Raw genomic sequence first — 21,569 nt, forward strand, 5'->3', positions numbered from 1 at the left:
ACAAAAGTAGATGCTATATACTTATTCGCTTAATCCTTGGCTCATTGCAGTGGGTTTAAACACAGTTTTATTAGCAATTGCTTGGATTGTACCGAAAAAGCTGTTAACGCCTGCTGGTTTCTTTCACGCTTGGGGATTGGGTGTTTTAATTTGGGGAACTTTGGGATGGCAAGGCTATTTGGTTGTCATGTTCTACTTTTTAGTTGGTTCGGTGGTGACTCGAATTAAACTGAAGGAAAAGGAAACTGAGGGTATTGCCGAAAAGCGATCGGGTGCTAGAGGTCCTGAAAATGTTTGGGGTTCAGCGCTAACTGGGGCATTATGTGCGCTGGGAACATTGCTAGTCTCTGAGTGGGGAGGCAATTGGTTAATTGCATCGCTATTGTTACTCGGATATGTTGCCAGTTTCAGTACTAAACTTTCTGACACTTGTGCGAGTGAAGTTGGTAAAGCTTACGGTAAACGGACATTTTTGATTACGAATTTTCAACCCGTACCGCGTGGTACTGAAGGCGCAGTATCTTTAGAAGGAACGTTAGCTGGGGTCGTCGCTTCCGGTGCGATCGCTTTTGTTGGTTGGGGTGTTGGTTTAATCGACTTACTCGGAGTCGTATTTTGTATTATTGCCGCATTTATTGCTACAAATTTAGAAAGTGTAATTGGAGCGACATTACAAACAAAGTTTGATTGGCTCACAAATGAACTTGTCAATGTTTTGAATACTTTAATTGGTGCGATCGCAGCTATTTTATTAGCATTATTGTGGTATCAGATATAGATGGTTTCAACTAACAGCCATTTACCTGCATAATTTATTTTTCCAGAAACTCTTATTGGTGCAGCATTCGGATAATTTTCTAGCTGATGGTTAATGTGCGATCGCAATGTTACCAATATCCAATCACCGCGAAATTGCTTAGGAGTATTCATTGTAATAGTATAGTTTTGTATATCATATTTATAGAAAATGCCAGAAAATGTCGCGAGACTTGATGGCATATCTTGATGCAAAGTGCAAGCACAATTGCCATCAACTGGGTATTTCTCTGGATGATCTAAGTAGTGTGTTTGCCAAAATATCCAATCAGGATGTTGTGGTGGTAGATTGAACAAAGGTATAATCGCGACCTGATCTTGTAACAATGCTTGCTGTAAAATCTTCACAGGTAGATTGCGAGGTTGACACGTCAATTCCACACACAAAGCAGCCGCCATACCCGCTGCTTGTCCAATTCCCATGACAATGGGTTGCAAGCGAGTCGCCCCATTGGCGATATGCGATACCGAAATATTCTTTTCACACACTAGTAACCCATCAACTGTCGCTGAAATCAAACAACCGTAAGGAATTGTGAACGGTGTTCCTGTCCAGCGTCCGCCCCAGCGTAGTGATTTTGGCGCAAGCGGAAACTCAAAGCCTGGATAATGATGATCGTTAGGGTAGTTACCAAACGCAATGCTATCAGGTTGTAAAGCTGCGACTTGTCCTGTTGATACTGGTAAAATATCCTGTTCGCATACGGTATTTAACCCGACTAAACGGCGACTTTCTCGGTAGTAAGGATGCATCGCAAAACCTGTGCCAAAAACATCCGCTAAACCGTAACGGCGACCAATTTGAGATTGAATAAAGTAAGCAAAATTTTGACTATGCCAAAGACATTCTTGTAGAAACTCGTTTTGTGCTGTCTTCGAGGTAATTAAACGTTCTACTTTTACGCCATAGTCATTACCAGATATAGGCCAATTCATCATAAATCGATTATCTGGTAAGCGCCCGTAATTTAAAAATTGCTCTACACCGTAGTTTTTCCACGCCTCAGTGAACTTTGATGCATCGTAATCGGGTGCGGATGATATTTCTGGCGCAACGTCTGCACCAAAATCTTGCATGACAACAACCCATGTAGGTGCTTGTACAGCGTATTGTGCAGTTAACGTGTTATGTTCTACAGGTGCACTTGGTTCTTGCCACTCAGACTGAAATTCCCAGCCCCAGCGATAGGGAACATCTGCTAAGGCAAGAATATCTCCCAATTCGGTAGCATCAAGAGTGATTTTTGCTGTCACTGTGAAGTTGCTAAATCGAACGCCAGTGATGCAACTATCTTGACAGTAAACTTCGAGTGGTACTTCACCACTTATCCAATGCAGATTTGGTAATTCTTGCACCCATTCTGCAAATATTTGCGCTCCTACACGCGGATCGTAACTGAAAAAGCTTACCCAACTATTGTCTAATCCTCCAGCTTGTCGCTGCTGTAGTTCTTGTAAAAACTTACCCCAAAGCCCTGTTTGAAACGCTTCTAACTCATTACCATCTGGCGCAGACACCCCAGCTGATGTTAGCATTCCGCCTAACCAAGAAAATTCACTCACCAAAATAGTATTCGCACCGCGACGCGCTGAAGAAATAGCCGCAGCAGTTCCACCAGTACCACCCCCTACTACCAACACATCGGCTGTTAATGTCTGCATCACTAATTTGGAGATTGCGTGTATAGATGACGATATGCGATCGCACTCAAATTATTATGTTAAGCCACAACGCTCAAACAGATAAAAGCAATTATGGAAGTACCTGATTAACTAGTTGCAGTAATGACACATCCATACAAAGTATTGATTGATTGGTTGTACGCTGCTCAATAGTGTTAAATCTAAGATCGTTGAGTGGTAAAGTGGCATGAAAGCACAGGTATATCGCGGCGTTAAACAGCTAAGTTATGAGGAATTGCCAGTACCTACTCTAGAAGCTGATGAGGTGTTGGTACAAGTGCATGTTGTGGGCTTGTGTCAGTCGGATATCAAAAAGATTCTTTATCCTTTATATGAACCGCCACGGATTTATGGACATGAAACAGCAGGAGTGATTGCTGCAGTTGGAGAAGACGTGAAAAACTGGCAAGTGGGGACGCGCGTGGTTGTGATGCACCACATTCCTTGTATGCGCTGCGCTTACTGTCTCAACGACAATTTCTCCATGTGTGATATGTATAAAAATATTTGCACAACGGCTGGATTTGCCCCTAGTGGCGGTGGCTTCGCAGAGTATGTTAAGGTTCCTAGTCATATTGTCCGTAATGGTGGGTTAATTCCGATTCCAGACGATGTGAGTTTTGAAATTGCCAGTTTTGTTGAACCGACAAATTGTTGTCTTAAAGCCGTAAAAAAAGCTCAAATTGCACCAGGACAAACTGTCTTAGTGACAGGCGCAGGACCAATTGGGTTAATGTTTATTATGTTGGTGAAGTATTTCGGTGCTAGAGCGATCGCTACTGATTTACTTCCTTCTAGAATTGCGAAAGCTTTGAGTGTTGGTGCAGAAGCTGCGTTTGATGCGCGCGATGCAGAATTAGTAGCAAAAATTCACGCCCTTACAAATGGCATGGGTGTTGATACGACACTACTTGCAGTTCCTAGCGATAAAGCCTTTTTTCAAGCTTTAGACTGTACGCGCAAAGGTGGTAAAATTTTGTTTTTTGCAGAATTTCCCGATGAAGTCGAAATCCCACTTAATCCTAATATTCTTTACCGTCGCGAAATTGACTTGATTGGTAGCTACAGTTCTTCGTTTCGGTTGCAAAGTCTCGCTGTGGATATTGTATTTAACTCTCGGATCGACGTTGCTGCATTGATTAGCGATCGCTACCCTCTACATGAATTATCTCTAGCAGTGGAACGCGCGATCGCTCCTACTCAAGAAACTTACAAGATCTTGATTTATCCCTCACCTGAATGCTGAATGCCACACTGATTTTTCACCCAAAGCTCTTCTATTAGGAGTATAGTTGAATTTGTGTGATTATCTCGTTAGGTAATTCAACCCCCTGAAGGTAGATTTTTTCATCTAATTAACTTACTTATCTTCATCTAATAATTATGGATTCTTCTATTCCTACGCGTGGGCAAATTGAACGTACTTTATCCCAGCGAATTCAAGCTTTATACCGTCATCAATTAGAACATCAACCAAGCCGCATCACTTGTCAGATTTTTGATGAAAAAGTCGCGATTATTTTGGAAGACTCAATTACGCAACCTGAGCAACTTCTAGTAAGTAGTGGTCAAGAAGAGTTAGCCCAAGAAGTCCGTTCTGAGATTGATGAGGCATTAAAACCGCAAATCAAGTCAATTATAGAGGAGATTGTTGGAGTTAGTGTGATAGATTTGTTGAGTAATGCAAAACTTGATACAGGTCGTACTGCAACTGTAGCTATTTTGGCTGAAACACCCAAGCTCCGAAACATGGTTTGAATAGCTTATCTCTACGCTCTTGCTTTTGTTTTTAAATCAGTTATTGTGAATTTATTATTTAACATTAAAACTTTAACTTTCGTATGATTGAATTGTTTGTGACTAGCCAATAATTACTAGGTATTATAATTGCCAATCATTAATAGACTCTTGATCTTAATAAAGATTACCTAAGCAAGACAACGACGAATTGTTGCTTCTAACTCTTCAATAATGTATGGTTTTTTGATATATTCCTTGCATCCTGCTAGCAAAAATCGTTGCTGATCCTCTACTCTTGCCATTGCAGTGACAGCAACAATAGGAATATCCATCGTTTCTGGATCTTGTTTTAAGCGATAGACAACCTCAATTCCATCTAAATCTGGCAGCATCATATCCAGTAAAATTAAATTTGGTTGATAATTTTGCGCCATAAGTACCGCTGTGTGACCATCGGTTGCAGTGATGTGAGAACATTCAATCAACATCAATAGTTGAGTCAATAGCTGCAAGTTGTCTTCATTATCGTCCACAGCTAAGACTAAAGGTTGTCTAAGCTTATCTTGCTGAGGACTACTAGAATGCAAATTCATATTCATAGCTTAGAAAAAGTCGCAAAAGCGTATAACCAATTTATGTGACCGCTTGAATGAGGCTTTCCCCAAGTGGTGTAGACGACAGCACTTGTAGTGGACTGGCTCGTAAATCCACCAATTTATTAATTTGTGTTCATCGTTGGCGGAGAACATGCAATCTAGCAAAGAAACGCTAACTTTCTCAATCTTACAATACTCTTGTCAATAAATACATCTTTAGATATAAAAAAACACTACTACGGTAGGATTGACATTAATTGATAGTTTTATTTCAGTCTTTTGCTAGAAATAGGAGCGGAGTTTCTCAACCTACAGAGAAATTCTGAAATTAACTATCTGTCTTTAGGGTGTTTGAAGAGGATAAAAGAATCTGATAGTTTATTTACGCATTGTGCATATAAACACCCCTTAATCTACTGATAAGTTTATGGAGGAAAAAATACTGGCTAGTTTTACTTCTTTAGAGGAGACTTTGTCACAACAAATTCATGCACTATATATTAGTCAGTTGGGTCACTCTCCACAAAAAGTTATTTGCAATTTGTTAGACAAGAGTTTAACAATTGTAGTTGAACATCCAACTACTCCACCTGAACGACTTTTGATTGAAAGTCATAAAAATGATCTAGCAGAAGAAGTCAGCTGGAACTTGTACAAAGCTATTGAGCCATACATGAAAGCAATCATTGAGGCTGTAGTGAGAGTTCCTGTGGTAGATTTAATCGGAACCTCAAGTATTGACTCAGACCGCACTAGCATAGTTGCAGTCTTAGCTGATAAACCCCAGTAATTTTAGTAATAGCAGAAATAGATAGTCTTATGCCAAGCTACGCTGTAGCTACTGTGTGGTACAAATGACTAAACATGATGTCTTCTAGATCGTCCAACATATAAGGTTTTGTGATGTAACCGTCACATCCAGCCCCCACAATCCGACGGTAATCTTCTTCTTTCGCTAATGCTGTTACTGCGACAATAGAAATTAACTGCGTTTGAGGACTTTTTCTCAAGTGATGTACAACTTCTATGCCATTTAAATCAGGTAACAGTATATCCAGTAAAATTAAATCTGGCTGATACCGTTGCGCTAAGGATAAAGCGTCTTTACCGTTTTTCGCTGTGATACATGCGAAATTGTTTCCTCTAACTACTTCTGTCAGCAAAAATAAGCTATCTTCATCATCATCTACTGCGAGGATAAGCGGCTGATTAATTGCCTGCTTGTTACTTGCTAAGAGTGCTTCCAACTTTCTACTCCATCCAGGAAGGTCTTCAATCTGTGAGAGAATCCTCACAGGAAATTAAGATCGAGGCACTCCCCAAGCGGCGATTAACAGCGCTTACAGCGGACTGGCTCGTAGATAACTAATCTCATTAGGTTATTTTCTGCGCTATGAGTTGAGGAAAAGCGGGATAAGTCAATACGACTTTGGAATTTTGTCTTCTTAAGCTCAGTTTAAATCAAATTGGTGGCTAGAATGAGAACATTGTAAACTAACTCAACACATCCTACTGAGACATCAAAACTTGTGTAAATCGTATACTCGAACACTTTTTACTAAATTATATAAGTTTTTTTCTTTACATCTTGTTACTGTATTTAATAATTATTTAATATCTTACATTCTACCTAGTCTTTTTGCAACCGCACAAGCACATATAAAAAATATGTTATGCGTCAGCCGCGATCGCCAAAGCATCAAAGTTGTACTCAATTTCGTAAGCAAAATTACTTATAAGTGCTCAGTAGTCCTTTACAAAATCTTTTTATAATTCAAACTGTAAAAAGAAGCGATAATTGAAGTAAGAAAAGTAATAATTTCGGGAGCAAAATTTAAAAAACATCCCGCGATTGAATTGATTAAAGAGGTCAGGTAATGGGTATCGCTACAATTAATCCCGCAACAGGGGAAACGCTCGAAACGTTTCAGCCGCTGACCGATGCCGAAATTGCAGCTAAACTGGAACAAGCACAAACAACATTTGAAAAATATCGTTGGTTGTCAATTGCAGAACGATCGCATTTTATGCAAACTGCAGCAGATATTTTAGAAAAACAAAAAGCAAAATATGCTGAATTGATGACCCTAGAAATGGGGAAACCATTACAAAGCGCGATCGCTGAAGTTGAAAAGTGTGCGCTAGTATGTCGCTATTACGCAGAACACGCGGCAGAGTTTCTTGCAGATGTAGGAGTTAAAACTGACGCGAGTCAGAGTTTCATCCGCTATCAACCCTTAGGAATTATCTTAGCAGTGATGCCGTGGAATTTTCCCTTCTGGCAAGTTTTCCGGTTTGCTGCACCAGCGTTGATGGCAGGAAATGTCGGTTTACTCAAACATGCTTCTAACGTACCGCAATGCGCGTTAGCAATTCAAGAAATTATCCAAAGTGCGGGTTTTCCCACAGGAGTCTTTCAAACTTTGTTAGTGGGTGCTGACAAAGTCCCCGCATTAATTGCCGATGAACGAATCAAAGCAGCAACTTTAACAGGAAGCGAACCCGCAGGCGCAAGTTTAGCAGCCGCGGCTGGGAAGCAGATCAAAAAAACGGTACTTGAATTAGGCGGAAGCGATCCATTCATTGTGTTAGCAAGTGCTGACATTGAGATAGCTGCTAAAACAGCAACAACAGCCCGAATGCTAAACAACGGTCAATCGTGTATTGCCGCCAAACGCTTTATTGTAGAAGAAGCGATCGCTAACCAATTTGAGAAACTGCTGATAGAAAACTTCCAAGCATTAAAAGTAGGCGACCCGATGGATCTCAATACAAATATTGGACCATTAGCAACGCCACAGATTCTGCAAGATTTAGATCAGCAAGTCCAAAATTGTATTGTCAGTGGAGCAAAAGTTTTGGTGGGTGGAAAACCATTATCACGTCCTGGAAACTACTATCCACCAACGATTTTGAGTGAAATTCCTGCAGGTTCAGCAGCGTATAACGAAGAATTTTTTGGTCCTGTAGCACTGTTATTTCGCGTTCCTCATATCGATGCGGCAATTAAACTAGCCAACAGCACACCTTTTGGCTTGGGTGCAAGTGCATGGACTACAGACGAACAACAACGCGATCGCTTAATTTCAGAATTAGAAGCTGGAGCCGTCTTTATTAACGGTTTAGTTAAATCTGATCCGCGTATGCCTTTTGGGGGAATTAAGCGCTCTGGTTATGGCAGAGAATTGGGAATTCAAGGCATACATGAGTTCGTCAATGTTAAAACAGTGTGGGTGAAGTAGGGGCGAGGAGCGTTAGAGGAGCGAGTTAAGTCAACTCGGTTCTTCATAGCTTTCAATCTGCGCCTGATTTAGGAGGAAATTTCAATGAATACAGCAGAATTATTAGTGCAATGCCTAGAAAACGAAGGCGTGCGCTACGTTTTTGGCTTGCCAGGAGAAGAGAATTTACATGTCTTAGAAGCACTTAAAAATTCTTCTATCCAATTTATCACCACGCGGCACGAACAAGGTGCAGCGTTCATGGCAGACGTATACGGACGCCTAACCGGAAAAGCAGGGGTATGTCTTTCGACATTAGGTCCTGGTGCAACAAATTTGATGACAGGAGTCGCTGATGCCAACTTAGACGGTGCGCCATTGGTAGCAATTACCGGACAAGTGGGAACGGATCAAATGCACATCGAAGCCCACCAATATTTAGACTTGGTAGCAATGTTTGCTCCTGTTACTAAGTGGAATACTCAAATTGTTCGTCCTAGTAATACACCAGAAATTATTAGAAAAGCTTTTAAGCGATCGCAAAGTGAAAAACCTGGTGCAGTTCACATTGATCTACCCGAAAATATTGCTGCAATGCCCGCTACAGGTAATCCTTTAAGAACCGATAAATTAGAAAGAACCTATGCGGCATTTCACAGCATCACTGAAGCAGCAACCGTGATTTCACAAGCTACTAACCCGATTATTCTTGTCGGTAATGGAGCAATTCGTGCTGATGCAAGCGAAGCAGTAACTGAGTTTGCAACACAGCTTAACCTTCCTGTTGCTAATACATTTATGGGGAAAGGTGTGATTCCTTATCAACACCCATTGGCATTATGGTCAGTTGGATTGCAACAACGCGATTATATTAATTGTGGTTTTGATAATACCGATTTAGTGATTGCAATTGGCTATGATTTAATTGAGTATTCCCCGAAAAAATGGAATCCCGATGGCAAAATTCCTATTATTCATATTGGGGAAACTCCTGCAGAAATTGATAGTAGTTACATTCCTACTGTTGAAGTTGTTGGTGATATTTCGGATTCATTATACGAAATTTTAAAACGAGCAGACCGCGACGACAAAGCCGATCCTTATGCTTTGGAATTACGCTCAGAAATTCGCGCAGACTATGAGCAATATGCTACTGATGATGGATTTCCTATTAAGCCACAAAAACTGATTTATGACTTACGACAGGTGATGGGACCTGAAGATATTGTGATTTCTGATGTTGGAGCGCATAAAATGTGGATTGCTCGACATTATCATTGCGATCGCCCAAATACTTGTCTCATCTCTAATGGGTTTGCCGCAATGGGAATTGCTATTCCTGGGGCAGTAGCAGCTAAATTAGTTTATCCTAATCGGAAAGTTGTTGCTGCAACTGGTGATGGTGGTTTTATGATGAATTGCCAGGAATTAGAAACAGCTTTGCGAGTTGGTACGCCATTCGTTACGTTGATTTTTAATGATGGCGGTTATGGGTTAATTGAGTGGAAGCAACGGAACCAATTTGGTAGATCTTCTTATGTCCATTTTGGTAATCCAGATTTCGTTAAATTAGCTGAAAGTATGGGACTAAAAGGCTATCGTGTAGAAGCAACAACTGATTTCATTCCTATTTTGAAAACAGCTTTAGCTCAGGATGTACCTGCAGTCATTGATTGTCCGGTTGACTATCAGGAAAACTATCGGTTTACACAACGATCTGGTGATTTGAATTGTATTGTGTAGGAATTTAGCGGAGGGTGAACAGACTAGTTCAGATGCAGAGAACACAGAGGAATAAAGAGAGTCTTCTGGTATTGGCTATATGTTTTTGCTGTAGTTAACGAGCATTAATTAAGCAAAAGTATTTTTTAATACATTTTCTCGGATAAGTTTGTATCAAAAATAAAGCCGATAAGTAAAAATGTAGGCAACAAAATTGTGCAATTTGTTGTTTAGGAAGGCTTTGTGGATGGTGTGGGCAAATGAGAAATAATGTAGGGTTGCGGTTTGAGATCAAAAGAGTCCTAGAAAGATTAGTTCATAAATGGCAGGTAGTAGGAGTTGTCGCAGGAATAGGGTTACTTTTGTGTAGTTTGAGTGGGATAGCTTGGTCTTCACCTACAGCTACACCCTTACGAACGCATCGCATTATGTCTACTCCGGAAAATGTAATCTGGGGAGAATTATTTAAGCCTGACTCTCGTCCGATCGCGCGGGTGCGTTCAGGCGATCGCATCATCATGCAAACGGTGTCGCATGAAGGAATATTACCCGATCAAGGAGATACTGCTGCCTTTTTTAATCAAGGTGGAATTCCGCAAAGTACCAAAAGTAGAGTGACTCAAAATAAGATTTTACCAGACCAACTTAAAGTCAAATCTGCAGTCAAGAAAACAGGTCCTGGTCCTCACGTCATTACAGGTCCAATTTATGTAGAAGGTGCGCAACCAGGAGATACTTTAGAAATCAAAACGCTGGCAATTGACTACCGCGTTCCTTACGGTGTCATTTCTAACCGTCACAGTAGAGGCGCACTACCTGGAGAATATCCCCTAAATAATGCTCCGATTTATTCGCGAGTAATCCCTTTAGATATTAAGCGTGAAATAGGGATTTTTCAGCCAGAAAACAACTTGCCTCCAATTCAACTCCCCCTAGATCCTTTTATGGGTATTATGGGCGTCGTTCCTGCTGATCGAGAAGAAGCTGTAAACTCTGTACCCCCAGGTAACTACGGTGGCAATATTGACATCAAGTTGCTTGGTCGTGGTTCGAGTTTATATTTACCAGTTCAAGTACCTGGAGCTTTATTTTATGCAGGAGATCCCCACTGCGTGCAAGCTAATGGGGAAGTCGCTTTAACTGCAATTGAATGTTCTTTAACTCCCACATTTGAACTTGTCTTACATAAAAACATGAAATTGAATGCACCAATGGGAGAAACTAAAGATGCTTGGATTGCAGTTGGATTGGATGAAGATTTAAATGAGGCAATGAAAAAATCTGTCCGCGAATATTTAGACATTGCTAATAGTAAGTATGGTATAACAAAGCAAGATGCTTTATTAATTGGTAGTGCAGCAATTGACTTTGAAGTTTCACAAGTTGTTGATATTGTGAAGGGTATTCATGGCGTCGTTCCTAAAGAACTATTTCGCGATGTTAAACCTAAATAGTTAACTAAGGTATATCTTGTCTCCTTTTTAAGGCAAGGGCTGTATTTGAATAATCGTTTATGTTCTCATGTATAGTAGAATACGACTTGGTTAAATGGCATCAAGTAAAAGCCTACTCAACAACAGCAGTATTATCTTGGCTTAAGCGTTATTAATTTCCATCACACCTTTCTTAGTTCATAGACTAGAGGTGTGATTTCTTGTATTGTTTGTTTAGTATTTATACTGTTGTAAAGAGAATAAGATGCCTAATGACACGGAAATAAACATTGTCGAAGCAGCTTCTCCAACAAATGATAGTGCTAAAGAAGTATTAGTCGAAATTTTGCTCAATGGGGGATTTCGGTATCAAATTAAAGTCAAATCGGATAATCCATTACTTCGTAGCTTGATTGCAGCTTTCCTAGCGCGAACCCAAGGAAAACAAGACAGCTTTTTATTTCAAATTCCAATTGAAGAAAATAAATCGAGTCTTTGCTTCACTAGCGATCATCTTGTAGGATTGATCACACAGCCGCCAATTCTACTACGCAGAAAGCAGGAATTAGAAATTGAATAATCTGTAATCTAGTCCCAATGGTGTGGCAGACTAATAGGCTAAAGATAGCTCGTGCTTATTGCAAATTACTTGATGCAAATTGCCACTTGGAACGTTAACTCAATCCGGACTCGTCAAGAACACGTTGTTGCTTGGTTGCAGCAAAACCCCCTTGATGTACTGTGTTTGCAAGAAACTAAAGTTGTTGATGCAGATTTTCCGCGATCGCCTTTTGAGCAACTCAACTATCACGTTTATGTCTCAGGGCAAAAATCTTATAATGGTGTGGCGATTCTCAGTCGTTCCCCTTTAACTGATGTCAGTACAGGTTTTACACCAATTTTAGGCGAGGCGATTGAGCAAAGCCCAGCGTCGGAGGCGATCGCCACTTCACTTTCAGAAATTGATACGCAAAAACGCCTGATTACTGGTGTCATTGCAGGTATTCGCATTATTAACCTCTACGTACCAAATGGTGCAGCGGTAGGTAGTGAAAAATATGAATACAAATTGCGCTGGTTGCAAGTGTTGCGCGAATACTTGCAGTCACTTTTAGTTGGATCGGCTAATATTTGTATTTGTGGTGACTTCAATATTGCACTCGAAGACTGCGATCTGCACGACCCTGTTAATCTTACAGGAAATATTATGGCATCAGAACTAGAGCGGCAAGCACTGCGTGAAATCTTAGCACTAGGCTTTAGTGATGCTTTTCGTAAGTTTACTTCTGAAGCAGGACACTATAGTTGGTGGGACTATCGCGGTGGAGCTTTTCGGCGTAACTTAGGTTGGAGAATCGACCATCATTATCTCACTGCTGATCTATACAAACAAGCAAAAAGCTGCTTTATTGATATCACGCCACGAAAGTTATCCAAACCGAGCGATCATGCTCCCGTAGTTGTTGAAGTTTAAATTTTAGCTTTTAAATTTGAGATTAAGCTTGCAGGTGAGTATCTATTATCCAAAATCTTCAGGGAAAATGCGGCTATGTTTCTAGTCACAGGAGCAACAGGACAAATTGGTCGAAGAGTGGTACGATTGCTGCGACAACAAGAACTACCCGTACGTGCTTTTGTCCGCCTCAATTCTCGCTACGGTGAGTTAGAACACCGAGGTGCAGAAATTTTTATTGGTGACTTGCGCCAAGAAAAAGATATTCAAAAAGCTTGTCAAGGAGTGCAGTACATCATCAGCACTCATGGTTCAGATGGCGATCCTCTGGCGCTTGATTATCGTGCCAATATTGAGTTGATTGATCATGCCCTAGCACAACAAGGAAGGCATTTTGTGTTTATTTCGGTGTTAGGTGCAGATCGCGGCTACGAAGATGCTCCTACATTTAAAGCAAAACGAGCAGTAGAACAATATCTTCAAAGCAGTGGTTTAAATTATACAATTTTTCGCCCTGCTGGATTGTCCTCAAATCTGCTCTCGCTTGCAGAACGATTTCGCCAAACAAGAATGTATTTATTAATTGGCGATCCCAAAAACCGCACATCAATTGTTAGTACAGACGATTTAGCCCAAATGGTAGTAAATTCGATTTCAGTTTTTGGAGCAAAAAACCAAGTTTTATCAGTAGGAGGACCAGAAATTTTACACAGGGAAGACATTCCCCGCATTTTTGGTCGCGTTTTTAATCAAGAGCCTATTATTATTAATTCACCTTTATTAGTTGTTGATGGTTTGCGGACAGTATTAGGATTGTTAAATCCTTCAGTGCAAAAAACTCTGGGTACTTTCCGTACTTTACTTGCTAACGAGTTTTTCTGTACGCATGATGAAATTGCACACTTGGAGTCAGTATTTAATTTAAAACTAGAAACTTTGGAAAGTTTCTTAAGGCGCTATTTAGCAGTTTAAAATAATCCATTAAATCGATGACGGATAATGTCGATGCCAACTTAAAATCATCGAAGCTAAGTGCAATTGTCTTAGCTGGCGGAAAAAGTTCGCGCATGGGTAAAGATAAAGCCTTGATCCTCGTTCAGGGTGTCCCGTTGTTGCAATTAATCTGTGATATTGCTGGTACTTTATGCAACGTAGTCTATGTGGTGACACCAACACCAGAAAACTATCAGCATTTATTCAAACATTACCAATTTGTTCGTGAAGTACCGCTGCTTCAAGAAACTGTAGGTAACTCGTCTTCAACCAAAATAACTTTACCGTTACCGCATGGTCCATTAGTTGGGTTTGCTCAAGGGCTTGCTGTCGTGCAAACTGAGTGGGTTTTGTTACTGGCTTGCGATTTACCAAAATTGCAAGTCGAAGTGTTACAAGACTGGGCAAGAGAACTAGAAAATATTCCTCAAAATGCGATCGCTGCTTTACCTCGTCATGCAAAAGGCTGGGAACCTTTATGTGGCTTCTACCGCCGTAGTTGTTTACCTCTGTTAAATGATTTTATTGCCCAAGGAGGGCGATCGTTTCAAGCTTGGTTAGCGCAACACTACGTCCATATCTTACCTGTACCATCAGTAGAAATGCTTTTTAACTGCAATACACCCGATGATTTAGCTTTTGTCATCGACGATAAACAGTCATAGGAGTAGAAGCATGAATGAAGTATTTAAGGCGCCTTGGGCGATATCGCTTATTGCTATCACCACGGTAATTTCTGCACTGCTACTGGGAGTTATTTTAGTTGGGCTGTTGACTGGTCCTCGTAGTGATATTGCATGGATAGTGGCGATGGTTGTGATTCCTTTGGTGATTCTGTTGACGTCTGTGTTCTTTAGTATTCGTGGCTATGCGATCGCCGACGATACGCTTTATATTCAGCGCATTGGTTGGAACACCAAAATTGATTTAAGGAACTTAACTTCTGCTGATGTAGATCCACAAGCAATGCGAAACTCACTACGTAAGTGGGGAAATGGTGGGTTATTTAGTTACTCTGGAAAGTTTTACAACCGGAAATTGGGCAATTACCAAGCTTATGCGACAGACCCGAGTAAAGCAGTAGTTCTGAAGTTGCGCGATCGCACAATTGTTGTTACTCCAGAACATCCAGAAAGATTTGTATCTCAGGTTTTAGCGATATCTAGTAAATAGTGTTGTTCTAAACTCTCGTCATTTAGTACATATTCACTATCAAACTCAAGCATTGAAGAACAAAGGAAAAGCAACATGTATAGATCTAATTTAGCTATACATAATATTCCATTTACAGATTAATAATTAGCTGTCTATAAACCTAAATGAATTCCTCCTCGTTTTGCGAATACTCTATTCAAAATAGAGTAGGGAAAACGCGCTATAAATATGTGTAAAAACCGCTCTAGTTATCGTTTCAAAGTAAAGTTTTATTGAAGGATAATAGATGTATGTGAAAAAAAGATTATTTGATTAAATTAAATGAGAATACAATCATCAGTATTAGTACATCTTGGCTTTGGAAAATACGTGCGATCAGATCAAGTAACAGCAGTTATTCCTATTGAAGAAGAACGCGGACCAGGACGACGTACGTTTATACATCTCCAAGGACAAACAGATCCTATTGTTGCTTCTCGTGCTGAAGACTCAATCGTCCGCGACTTAGTACAAGAACCGCGTGAAGTCACTCAATCACGTCAACAGCAAGAGATTTTACACGATTTACTTATGGATTTAAGTAATGTCAATCCAACAGTACGTAGAATTGCTCGTGACGAGGGTGGACTTGACTTAGAACGCTTAGAACAGCGAATTCGCGAGGTTGTAGAAGAGTAGTCATACTAGGGATGCTAGTTATAGCATCCCTGTTTAGTTTAAACTTTAAATTAATTGATTTAGCTAGCTGGGGCTATGAATCATAGATGCTCAGCGATTGAAGTTGGTGCTACTTAAACAAAGTGTTAAGAGTTTTGAATTTTGAGTTTTGAGTTCTAAATTGTGTTTGCGCAGCGTGCCGGAGGCAATTATTTTGAGTTTTGTTCGCGTCAGCGTGCCGGAGGCAATCATTAAAAGAATTTTCTTAACTCAACACTTCACGACTCTAAATTGGTGGATGAGGTTTGTTTAGCTGCGAATTTATGCGCCAAGCACTCAAATTTCCAAGAAATTGTCAATCATTACCCTGATAATGAATAGAGTTTAGTATCAGAGTAAATTATTATGAGTAGTGCCACTGTTCTCCAAAACTACATTAATGGCGAATGGTGTGAGTCTAGTGCTACTACGTATTTGGATGTAACTAACCCTGCAACAGCGGAAATACTGGCTAAGGTTCCCATAGGAATAGTAGCAGACGTAGAACAAGCAGCAACAGCAGCAGCCGCAGCATTTAACACCTGGCGTCGCACTCCACCTGGAGAACGAGTGCAGTATTTATTTAAACTTAAAGCACTGTTAGAAGAGAACTTTGAGGACTTAGCTACAACAATTACGCAAGAGTGCGGTAAAACTTTAGCAGAATCAAAAGGGGAACTGCAACGAGCAATTGAAAATGTAGAAGTTGCCTGCGGAATTCCAATTTTGATGCAAGGCTACAACTCGGAAGATATCGCGAAAGGCATTGATGAAATTTTAATTCGACAACCCGTAGGAGTCGCAGCAGTTATTGCACCGTTTAACTTTCCAGGGATGATTCCCTTTTGGTTTATGCCGTATGCGATCGCCTGCGGTAACACTTACATTATCAAGCCCTCGGAGAAAGTGCCACTAACAATGCAAAAAGTGATGCAGCTTTTGGCACAAACAGGATTACCAAAAGGCGTCGTTAATCTCGTTAATGGTGCTAAAGAAGTTGTCGATGCAATTCTCGATCATCCTGCGATTCGTGCAATTAGCTTTGTCGGTTCAACTCCGGTAGCGCGTTATGTTTACAGTCGAGCAACAGCAAATGGTAAACGCGCTCAATGTCAAGGTGGGGCTAAAAATCCGGTGATTGTATTACCTGATGCGGATATGGCAATGACAACTCGTATTGTTGCTGATAGTGCCTTTGGCTGTGCTGGACAGCGTTGTCTAGCGGCTTCTCTTGCAGTGACAGTTGGAGAAGCACGTCAAACCTTTACCGAAGCGATCGCTAATGTTGCTACGACTCGCGTTGTTGGTTACGGTTTAGATGACGGCGTACAAATGGGACCTGTAATTACAGCAGAAAGTCAAGCTAGAATAGAGCAATTGATTCAGCAGGGAATTGCCGAAGGTGCCAAGCCACTAGTTGATGGTCGGCAGACAAAAATTGCTGACTACCCTGAAGGTTATTTTATTCGCCCAACGCTACTCCAGAATATCGAGCCTACAAGTACAATCGCCCAAACTGAGGTTTTTGGTCCTGTATTAGGGTTAATTCATCTTGATACAGTTGATAATGCGATCGCCTTTGTAAACAGCGGTCAATACGGCAATATGGCGTGTTTGTTTACCTCAAGTGGCGCTGCTGCACGCAAATTTCGCTACGAAGCTGAAGTTGGCAATATTGGTATTAACATTGGCGTTGCTGCACCGATGGCTTTCTTTCCCTTTAGTGGTTGGAAGGAAAGTTTCTTTGGCGATTTGCACGGACAAGGACACCACGCCGTTGAATTTTTTACCCAAACGAAAGTTATTGTTGAGCGCTGGTTTCAAGATTGGTCAAGACAATTTTAGCTCGTTTTCTCTAAAGCTTATATATAAGTGCCTGGCAAATGAATTCGTGGCTAATAAACAAAGTCCACCTGCGTGGACTACACATAAACCTTAAACTCTTGAGAATGCCTGGCGAATGAATTCGCGGCTAATAAACAAAGTCCACCTGCGTGGACTACACATAAACCTTAAACTCTTGAGTGTGCGTAGGCACACTTAACTTATGTAGCCCCGACGACTTCAGTCAGAAGCATCCACCATAGCAGATTCATTGAATTTAGTTCTGATACTTTCAACTCGACGCCGATTGACTCCTAAATCACCCTCTCCTAAACGCGAAGCTGAACGAACGTGAATCACTTTGGCATTTTTGTCAAGCAAAAATTCGACATCATCAACAAATCCGACAACGGGAATTGTAAATTCGCTATAAATGTAATTTTCACTTTGGGCGATCGCTTTGGCGCGGTGAAAAGATTGTAGTACTGTTTTGAGGTGAGCCATTGCTGCTTGCTCAGTTGAGTTGTAAGTTAAAGGTGCAATTTGATGTGCTGCATCCTGACTTTGACTATTGACACAATTAGGAGTACTAGGGCAGGGTGCTAATTGACCAGCACGAACACCAATATTATCAGGGCGCGTTCCGGCAAACAACTGCGGTTCTCCAGAAAAGGCAATTTTTGTGCCTAATGCACAGATAGTGACGAAAAGTAATGCAATGAAGGTAAAAAGAACTCGTTGGAATACAGAACTTGATTTCGTCTCAACTGTTGACATGATTTCAAACCTTATTGCACTTGGCATTAACCAAAGACGATTGTACTGTTCTTTGCTAGTGTAGTCCCCCTGATCTCTACATATAGACAATATGCCTTTAACTCACTTGATCTTTTTAGTATTTGGTATAGGACTCGTCTGGGTAAGTTTAAAATTTAAAGACGATGTTTACCGCCTAGCAACAGCAATATCTGGTGCAATCTTTATCGTGTGGGGGTTTGCCCTCACCCCCTTGCAGTTTCAACTGCCAATAGAAGCACTTGTGCTAATCTTAGTATTTCCTCTTTGCTTACGTTGTCTTAGAGAATAAATTAAGCAGATAACGGTGCATCAGTAACGCTAACACTCTTGTGCTGTTGTGCTTTAGTAGAAGACCACGGTGCAGAATTTAAACTAATAGCTTCTGTAGTCCGAGGATGTCGTGTGGGCATTGTCTGCCGAAACATTTGGTAGTAATCCTTACGCGATTCTTCAAATAAATAGCGCAGTTCGGCAATAGGATTATTGTGATGATCGACACGCAAATCAAGATAAGGATAAACATCTTGATTGACAACATAAATAGCTGCCGATTGACGACCTCGTTTATCACCACCCGCAGCTTCCCCAGCTTCTAAAGCTTGCAGTAACCGTTCGGAAAACTCCATACCTTCTTTTGCTTGATATGCTTCTGCCATTGCCAGCAAGGTTTGTTCGCCGACAAGCATGTTACCAGCTACAGAGAAGTAGGGAAACGTAAAATGTCCTGCCCAATCGATGCACTCTTTCCCCGTCCAAGCCGCAGTGTGACCGTTGTGATCGACTAAATGTAATTGGCGATGGTCGCGGTCTTTGTCGTCTTTGAGCAACAGATAAATAATATCTTCGACAGAAATTTCGTCTAAGGTACCTTCGCTGATTGCCCGTTGTTCTAGTAATTGAATACCCCAAATTCCCAACAGCGGGTTGGTTTGTGCTTGAGTTGCGATCGCCCCAATTGTTGCTTTGGCATGAGGCACTAATGCCCCTACTGCTAGATGCTTTGTTGCGACTGCAACCCCTGTCATTTGCGTTGTTGGATCCCAAGCCACAATTGAGAATGTCATGATTCCCTGTATTTACTACCTAACGAGTTCTGTATAGAAACATTATTTTTCTATATCATTTATTTACAGATGTGTACTGTCGTGTATTTAACTATTCCCCAGAATCTTGCATTGCTAACATCAGCTGCTATGGCAGAGGTCAGAGGTCAGGGATCAGGGGTCAGGTTTTTGAAGAGTTACTGAAATTAACCACTGCTATATCTAACAAAACAGTTGTGGTTGAATGACTGAACGGTTATCTCATGTTGTAAGCCAAGGTATTGTTATGTGCGGTATTGGTGGCGTCATGCACCACGATCCGGCTCGTCCCGTGAATCCAGATGTTCTAGTGGCGATGGCGGCAATTCAGTATCATCGCGGTCCAGATGGATTCGGTGTCAAAATTATGAGCGATCGCGGTGTTGGTTTCACCCATGCGCGATTATCAATTATTGACCTCAACCCCGAACGCGGACGACAGCCGTTTGTTTCCGCCGATGGGCAGTACATGATTGCCCACAATGGTGAGTTTTACGACTATAAGCGCATCCGTGCTGAACTGACTTCAATAGGTTATCGCTTTCGCAGCAAGAGCGATACGGAACTGACAATGCACTTAACAGATCGCTACGGGTTAGAAGGTGCGTTACCACATCTACGCGGCGAGTTTGCTTTTGCGCTTTACGAACGTTCCAAAGATCGACTGACGCTAGTGCGCGATCGCTTTGGTGTCAAACCTTTGTATTGGACAATGACGCCTGAAGGTTTAGTCTTTGGTTCGGAAATTAAAGTACTACTTGCACATCCAGCAGTTGAGCGCCGCTTTTCCTCTGAAGGACTGTATCATCAACTGATGCAACTAATTGTACCAGGAACATCGGCATTTGAGGGAATTTACGCAGTTGAACCTGGGCAAATGGTGATTGTTGAGCGTCATGATGGACAACTACAGGTTAAAACTAAACAGTACTGGGATTTGAACTTCCCGCGTCAATCTGAACGCAAAGCAAGATTAGCTGATGAAGAGTACATCGAAGAACTACGCAGCCGTTTTATTGAAGCTGTCCAATTGCGACTTGAAGCTGATGTTCCTGTAGCGTGTTACTTATCTGGCGGTATCGACTCGTGTACGATTATGGGTATTGCCGCCGCAAGTCAACAATCACCCGTTAAAGCCTTTACGATTGGCTTTGACGATCGCGACTACGACGAAACGGCGATCGCCCGCGAAATGGCACAAGCCACAGGTGCCGATCAAGATGTCTTGATGGTCGATGGCAATCAGCTTTACGATCACTTTGCTCGTACCATCTGGCACACAGAACGCAGTATTTACAACACTTTTACCGTTGCCAAGTTGTTGATGAGCGAACACGTCAACAAAGCTGGTTACAAAGTGGTTGTTACGGGGGAAGGATCGGACGAACTTTTCGCAGGGTATCCGCAACTGCGACTTGATATGATTTTGCACGGTATGGATGATGCCTCACCGCAAGAACGCGCCGATTTGGAAGATTGGCTAGCAGAAAGTAATCGCCTGTTTAAAGGCAATCTTTTAGCGGAAAAAGCTTTAGACGATCCAGCATTGACAAACTTAGTAGGCTTTACACCCAGTTGCTTGCAATCGTGGTTATCCTCGTCTACCCACGTTCCAGGATTACTTCATCCCGATCGCCGTGCTGCACTGCAAAATTACTCGCCAGGGGAAGCTGTTGCCAATGCCCTTAATGCTGACCAAATTGATGGACGCCACCCCCTTGACAAAGTGCAATATATATGGATAAAAACTCAGTTCGAGTCACAAGTTCTCGGCTGGGCAGGCGATCGCGTGGATATGGCAAATTCAATGGAAGCACGCCCGCCATTTCTCGATCATCCCTTAGTAGAATTTGCTGTAACTCTACCGCAAAATATGCGCTTGCGGGGACGTAAAGATAAATATATCCTGCGCGAGACAATGCGCGAGCTTTTACCAAAATCACTATACGAACGACAAAAGTTTGCTTTTATGGCTCCACCATCGCACACCGATCCGATTAAACAACGCGCGATGCAGGCATTATCTGCAACTTATTTATCAAAACAAGCAATTGCCGACGCAGGCTTACTCGACACTGCAGGCGTACAACAGATTCTCCAACGTCACGGCGATGCAAATACCCCAGTTTCAGACCGCGTACAACTCGATGCGATTATTAATCATATGCTCAGCGTGCAAATGCTCCACAAGCATTTTGTCGGCAACGATGTCCCTGCAGTCGCCCGCGATCGTGCTAAAGAACGCGGTTGGTACGCTAAAGATCAACTTGTTGTGGTAGCTTAGCGGTTGAAACCGCCGCTACACTGACAAAACCTGCCTTCACAGGTTTCTATTTGTCTTATTAGTCCACGAAGGT

The 21,569-nt window shown here is 41.6% G+C and carries 21 protein-coding genes; 16 read left to right on the plus strand and 5 right to left on the minus strand.

What is annotated here, in order from left to right:
- The first annotated feature begins 10 nt into the window (after window positions 1-10).
- Window positions 11-778 carry a TIGR00297 family protein gene (locus tag CSQ79_RS24295; RefSeq protein ID WP_099703692.1) on the plus strand — a complete coding sequence of 256 codons (768 nt, stop codon included), beginning with the start codon at window positions 11-13 and terminating at the stop codon, window positions 776-778.
- Here the strand turns inward: CSQ79_RS24295 and CSQ79_RS24300 are convergent.
- Complete coding sequence (locus tag CSQ79_RS24300) at window positions 769-2,478, minus strand: FAD-dependent oxidoreductase (RefSeq protein ID WP_099703693.1); 1,710 nt, start codon at window positions 2,476-2,478, stop codon at window positions 769-771. The genes CSQ79_RS24295 and CSQ79_RS24300 overlap by 10 nt on opposite strands.
- A gap of 208 nt (window positions 2,479-2,686) precedes the next feature.
- Between CSQ79_RS24300 and CSQ79_RS24305 the strand changes: the two genes are divergently transcribed.
- Together CSQ79_RS24305 and CSQ79_RS24310 are read left to right on the plus strand one after the other, a co-directional pair.
- Complete coding sequence (locus CSQ79_RS24305; RefSeq protein WP_099703694.1) at window positions 2,687-3,745, plus strand: zinc-dependent dehydrogenase; 1,059 nt, start codon at window positions 2,687-2,689, stop codon at window positions 3,743-3,745.
- A gap of 137 nt (window positions 3,746-3,882) precedes the next feature.
- Window positions 3,883-4,257, plus strand: a complete 375-nt coding sequence (locus CSQ79_RS24310; protein ID WP_099703695.1) for a Na-translocating system protein MpsC family protein — start codon at window positions 3,883-3,885, stop codon at window positions 4,255-4,257.
- Between the two features lie 170 nt (window positions 4,258-4,427).
- Here the strand turns inward: CSQ79_RS24310 and CSQ79_RS24315 are convergent, their stop codons facing one another.
- A complete protein-coding gene (locus tag CSQ79_RS24315; RefSeq protein ID WP_289501514.1) occupies window positions 4,428-4,832 on the minus strand; it encodes a response regulator in 405 nt (134 codons plus the stop codon).
- 430 nt (window positions 4,833-5,262) lie between these two features.
- Here CSQ79_RS24315 and CSQ79_RS24320 point away from each other — a divergent pair, with 430 nt between their 5' ends.
- On the plus strand, window positions 5,263-5,625 hold the full coding sequence (locus tag CSQ79_RS24320) for a Na-translocating system protein MpsC family protein (protein WP_099703697.1): 363 nt from the start codon (window positions 5,263-5,265) through the stop codon (window positions 5,623-5,625).
- A 37-nt stretch (window positions 5,626-5,662) separates the two neighbouring features.
- On the opposite strand, the gene CSQ79_RS24325 is transcribed toward CSQ79_RS24320, so the two are convergent.
- Window positions 5,663-6,130, minus strand: a complete 468-nt coding sequence (locus tag CSQ79_RS24325) for a response regulator (RefSeq protein WP_289501515.1) — start codon at window positions 6,128-6,130, stop codon at window positions 5,663-5,665.
- A 582-nt stretch (window positions 6,131-6,712) separates the two neighbouring features.
- On the opposite strand from CSQ79_RS24325, the gene CSQ79_RS24330 reads away from it, so the two are divergent.
- The 10 genes from CSQ79_RS24330 to CSQ79_RS24375 all read left to right on the plus strand — a co-directional run bounded on the left by CSQ79_RS24330 (window position 6,713) and on the right by CSQ79_RS24375 (window position 17,353).
- Complete coding sequence (locus tag CSQ79_RS24330; protein ID WP_099703699.1) at window positions 6,713-8,077, plus strand: NAD-dependent succinate-semialdehyde dehydrogenase; 1,365 nt, start codon at window positions 6,713-6,715, stop codon at window positions 8,075-8,077.
- 84 nt (window positions 8,078-8,161) lie between these two features.
- Entirely contained in the window at window positions 8,162-9,799 is a 1,638-nt protein-coding gene (locus tag CSQ79_RS24335) for an acetolactate synthase large subunit (RefSeq protein ID WP_099703700.1), read from the plus strand.
- A gap of 239 nt (window positions 9,800-10,038) precedes the next feature.
- Window positions 10,039-11,232 (plus strand): acetamidase/formamidase family protein, encoded by a 1,194-nt coding sequence (locus tag CSQ79_RS24340; RefSeq protein WP_099703701.1) that lies wholly within the window; start codon window positions 10,039-10,041, stop codon window positions 11,230-11,232.
- A 244-nt stretch (window positions 11,233-11,476) separates the two neighbouring features.
- The gene (locus CSQ79_RS24345) at window positions 11,477-11,791 is read left to right on the plus strand and encodes a hypothetical protein (protein ID WP_099703702.1); all 315 of its coding nucleotides are present in this window, start codon (window positions 11,477-11,479) and stop codon (window positions 11,789-11,791) included.
- A 72-nt stretch (window positions 11,792-11,863) separates the two neighbouring features.
- Window positions 11,864-12,685: an exodeoxyribonuclease III gene (gene xth / locus CSQ79_RS24350; RefSeq protein ID WP_099703719.1), complete on the plus strand. Its 822-nt coding sequence runs from the start codon at window positions 11,864-11,866 to the stop codon at window positions 12,683-12,685.
- A 75-nt stretch (window positions 12,686-12,760) separates the two neighbouring features.
- A complete protein-coding gene (locus CSQ79_RS24355) occupies window positions 12,761-13,636 on the plus strand; it encodes an SDR family oxidoreductase (protein WP_099703703.1) in 876 nt (291 codons plus the stop codon).
- 17 nt (window positions 13,637-13,653) lie between these two features.
- A complete protein-coding gene (locus CSQ79_RS24360) occupies window positions 13,654-14,322 on the plus strand; it encodes a molybdenum cofactor guanylyltransferase (RefSeq protein ID WP_099703704.1) in 669 nt (222 codons plus the stop codon).
- Between the two features lie 10 nt (window positions 14,323-14,332).
- A complete protein-coding gene (locus tag CSQ79_RS24365) occupies window positions 14,333-14,830 on the plus strand; it encodes a PH domain-containing protein (protein WP_099703705.1) in 498 nt (165 codons plus the stop codon).
- A 303-nt stretch (window positions 14,831-15,133) separates the two neighbouring features.
- Window positions 15,134-15,490, plus strand: coding sequence for a hypothetical protein (locus tag CSQ79_RS24370; protein ID WP_099703706.1), 357 nt, complete (start codon window positions 15,134-15,136; stop codon window positions 15,488-15,490).
- 384 nt (window positions 15,491-15,874) lie between these two features.
- Window positions 15,875-17,353: a CoA-acylating methylmalonate-semialdehyde dehydrogenase gene (locus tag CSQ79_RS24375; protein WP_099703707.1), complete on the plus strand. Its 1,479-nt coding sequence runs from the start codon at window positions 15,875-15,877 to the stop codon at window positions 17,351-17,353.
- Between the two features lie 219 nt (window positions 17,354-17,572).
- On the opposite strand, the gene CSQ79_RS24380 is transcribed toward CSQ79_RS24375, so the two are convergent.
- Window positions 17,573-18,109 (minus strand): DUF1499 domain-containing protein, encoded by a 537-nt coding sequence (locus tag CSQ79_RS24380; RefSeq protein ID WP_099703708.1) that lies wholly within the window; start codon window positions 18,107-18,109, stop codon window positions 17,573-17,575.
- 91 nt (window positions 18,110-18,200) lie between these two features.
- Between CSQ79_RS24380 and CSQ79_RS24385 the strand changes: the two genes are divergently transcribed.
- On the plus strand, window positions 18,201-18,419 hold the full coding sequence (locus CSQ79_RS24385) for a hypothetical protein (protein WP_099703709.1): 219 nt from the start codon (window positions 18,201-18,203) through the stop codon (window positions 18,417-18,419).
- Window position 18,420: 1 nt separating this feature from the next.
- Here CSQ79_RS24385 and CSQ79_RS24390 read toward each other — a convergent pair whose 3' ends face one another.
- The gene (locus CSQ79_RS24390) at window positions 18,421-19,194 is read right to left on the minus strand and encodes a DUF1028 domain-containing protein (protein WP_099703710.1); all 774 of its coding nucleotides are present in this window, start codon (window positions 19,192-19,194) and stop codon (window positions 18,421-18,423) included.
- 265 nt (window positions 19,195-19,459) lie between these two features.
- Between CSQ79_RS24390 and asnB the strand changes: the two genes are divergently transcribed.
- Window positions 19,460-21,496 carry an asparagine synthase (glutamine-hydrolyzing) gene (gene asnB / locus CSQ79_RS24395; protein WP_099703720.1) on the plus strand — a complete coding sequence of 679 codons (2,037 nt, stop codon included), beginning with the start codon at window positions 19,460-19,462 and terminating at the stop codon, window positions 21,494-21,496.
- Window positions 21,497-21,569 lie beyond the last annotated feature (73 nt).

Origin of the sequence: Gloeocapsopsis sp. IPPAS B-1203, from assembly GCF_002749975.1 — a bacterium.
Classification (GTDB): domain Bacteria; phylum Cyanobacteriota; class Cyanobacteriia; order Cyanobacteriales; family Chroococcidiopsidaceae; genus Gloeocapsopsis.

Excerpts from the sequence above, each read along its gene's own strand:
- CSQ79_RS24380 (WP_099703708.1), bottom strand. The coding sequence starts at position 18,109 with ATGTCAACAGTTGAGACGAAATCAAGTTCTGTATTCCAACGAGTTCTT.
- CSQ79_RS24320 (WP_099703697.1), top strand. The coding sequence starts at position 5,263 with ATGGAGGAAAAAATACTGGCTAGTTTTACTTCTTTAGAGGAGACTTTG.
- CSQ79_RS24365 (WP_099703705.1), top strand. The coding sequence starts at position 14,333 with ATGAATGAAGTATTTAAGGCGCCTTGGGCGATATCGCTTATTGCTATC.
- CSQ79_RS24300 (WP_099703693.1), bottom strand. The coding sequence starts at position 2,478 with ATGCAGACATTAACAGCCGATGTGTTGGTAGTAGGGGGTGGTACTGGT.
- CSQ79_RS24315 (WP_289501514.1), bottom strand. The coding sequence starts at position 4,832 with ATGAATTTGCATTCTAGTAGTCCTCAGCAAGATAAGCTTAGACAACCT.
- CSQ79_RS24305 (WP_099703694.1), top strand. The coding sequence starts at position 2,687 with ATGAAAGCACAGGTATATCGCGGCGTTAAACAGCTAAGTTATGAGGAA.
- CSQ79_RS24370 (WP_099703706.1), top strand. The coding sequence starts at position 15,134 with ATGAGAATACAATCATCAGTATTAGTACATCTTGGCTTTGGAAAATAC.
- CSQ79_RS24390 (WP_099703710.1), bottom strand. The coding sequence starts at position 19,194 with ATGACATTCTCAATTGTGGCTTGGGATCCAACAACGCAAATGACAGGG.
- CSQ79_RS24330 (WP_099703699.1), top strand. The coding sequence starts at position 6,713 with ATGGGTATCGCTACAATTAATCCCGCAACAGGGGAAACGCTCGAAACG.
- CSQ79_RS24375 (WP_099703707.1), top strand. The coding sequence starts at position 15,875 with ATGAGTAGTGCCACTGTTCTCCAAAACTACATTAATGGCGAATGGTGT.
- xth (WP_099703719.1), top strand. The coding sequence starts at position 11,864 with ATGCAAATTGCCACTTGGAACGTTAACTCAATCCGGACTCGTCAAGAA.
- CSQ79_RS24345 (WP_099703702.1), top strand. The coding sequence starts at position 11,477 with ATGCCTAATGACACGGAAATAAACATTGTCGAAGCAGCTTCTCCAACA.
- CSQ79_RS24340 (WP_099703701.1), top strand. The coding sequence starts at position 10,039 with ATGAGAAATAATGTAGGGTTGCGGTTTGAGATCAAAAGAGTCCTAGAA.
- CSQ79_RS24295 (WP_099703692.1), top strand. The coding sequence starts at position 11 with ATGCTATATACTTATTCGCTTAATCCTTGGCTCATTGCAGTGGGTTTA.
- CSQ79_RS24355 (WP_099703703.1), top strand. The coding sequence starts at position 12,761 with ATGTTTCTAGTCACAGGAGCAACAGGACAAATTGGTCGAAGAGTGGTA.
- asnB (WP_099703720.1), top strand. The coding sequence starts at position 19,460 with ATGTGCGGTATTGGTGGCGTCATGCACCACGATCCGGCTCGTCCCGTG.
- CSQ79_RS24360 (WP_099703704.1), top strand. The coding sequence starts at position 13,654 with ATGACGGATAATGTCGATGCCAACTTAAAATCATCGAAGCTAAGTGCA.
- CSQ79_RS24335 (WP_099703700.1), top strand. The coding sequence starts at position 8,162 with ATGAATACAGCAGAATTATTAGTGCAATGCCTAGAAAACGAAGGCGTG.
- CSQ79_RS24385 (WP_099703709.1), top strand. The coding sequence starts at position 18,201 with ATGCCTTTAACTCACTTGATCTTTTTAGTATTTGGTATAGGACTCGTC.
- CSQ79_RS24310 (WP_099703695.1), top strand. The coding sequence starts at position 3,883 with ATGGATTCTTCTATTCCTACGCGTGGGCAAATTGAACGTACTTTATCC.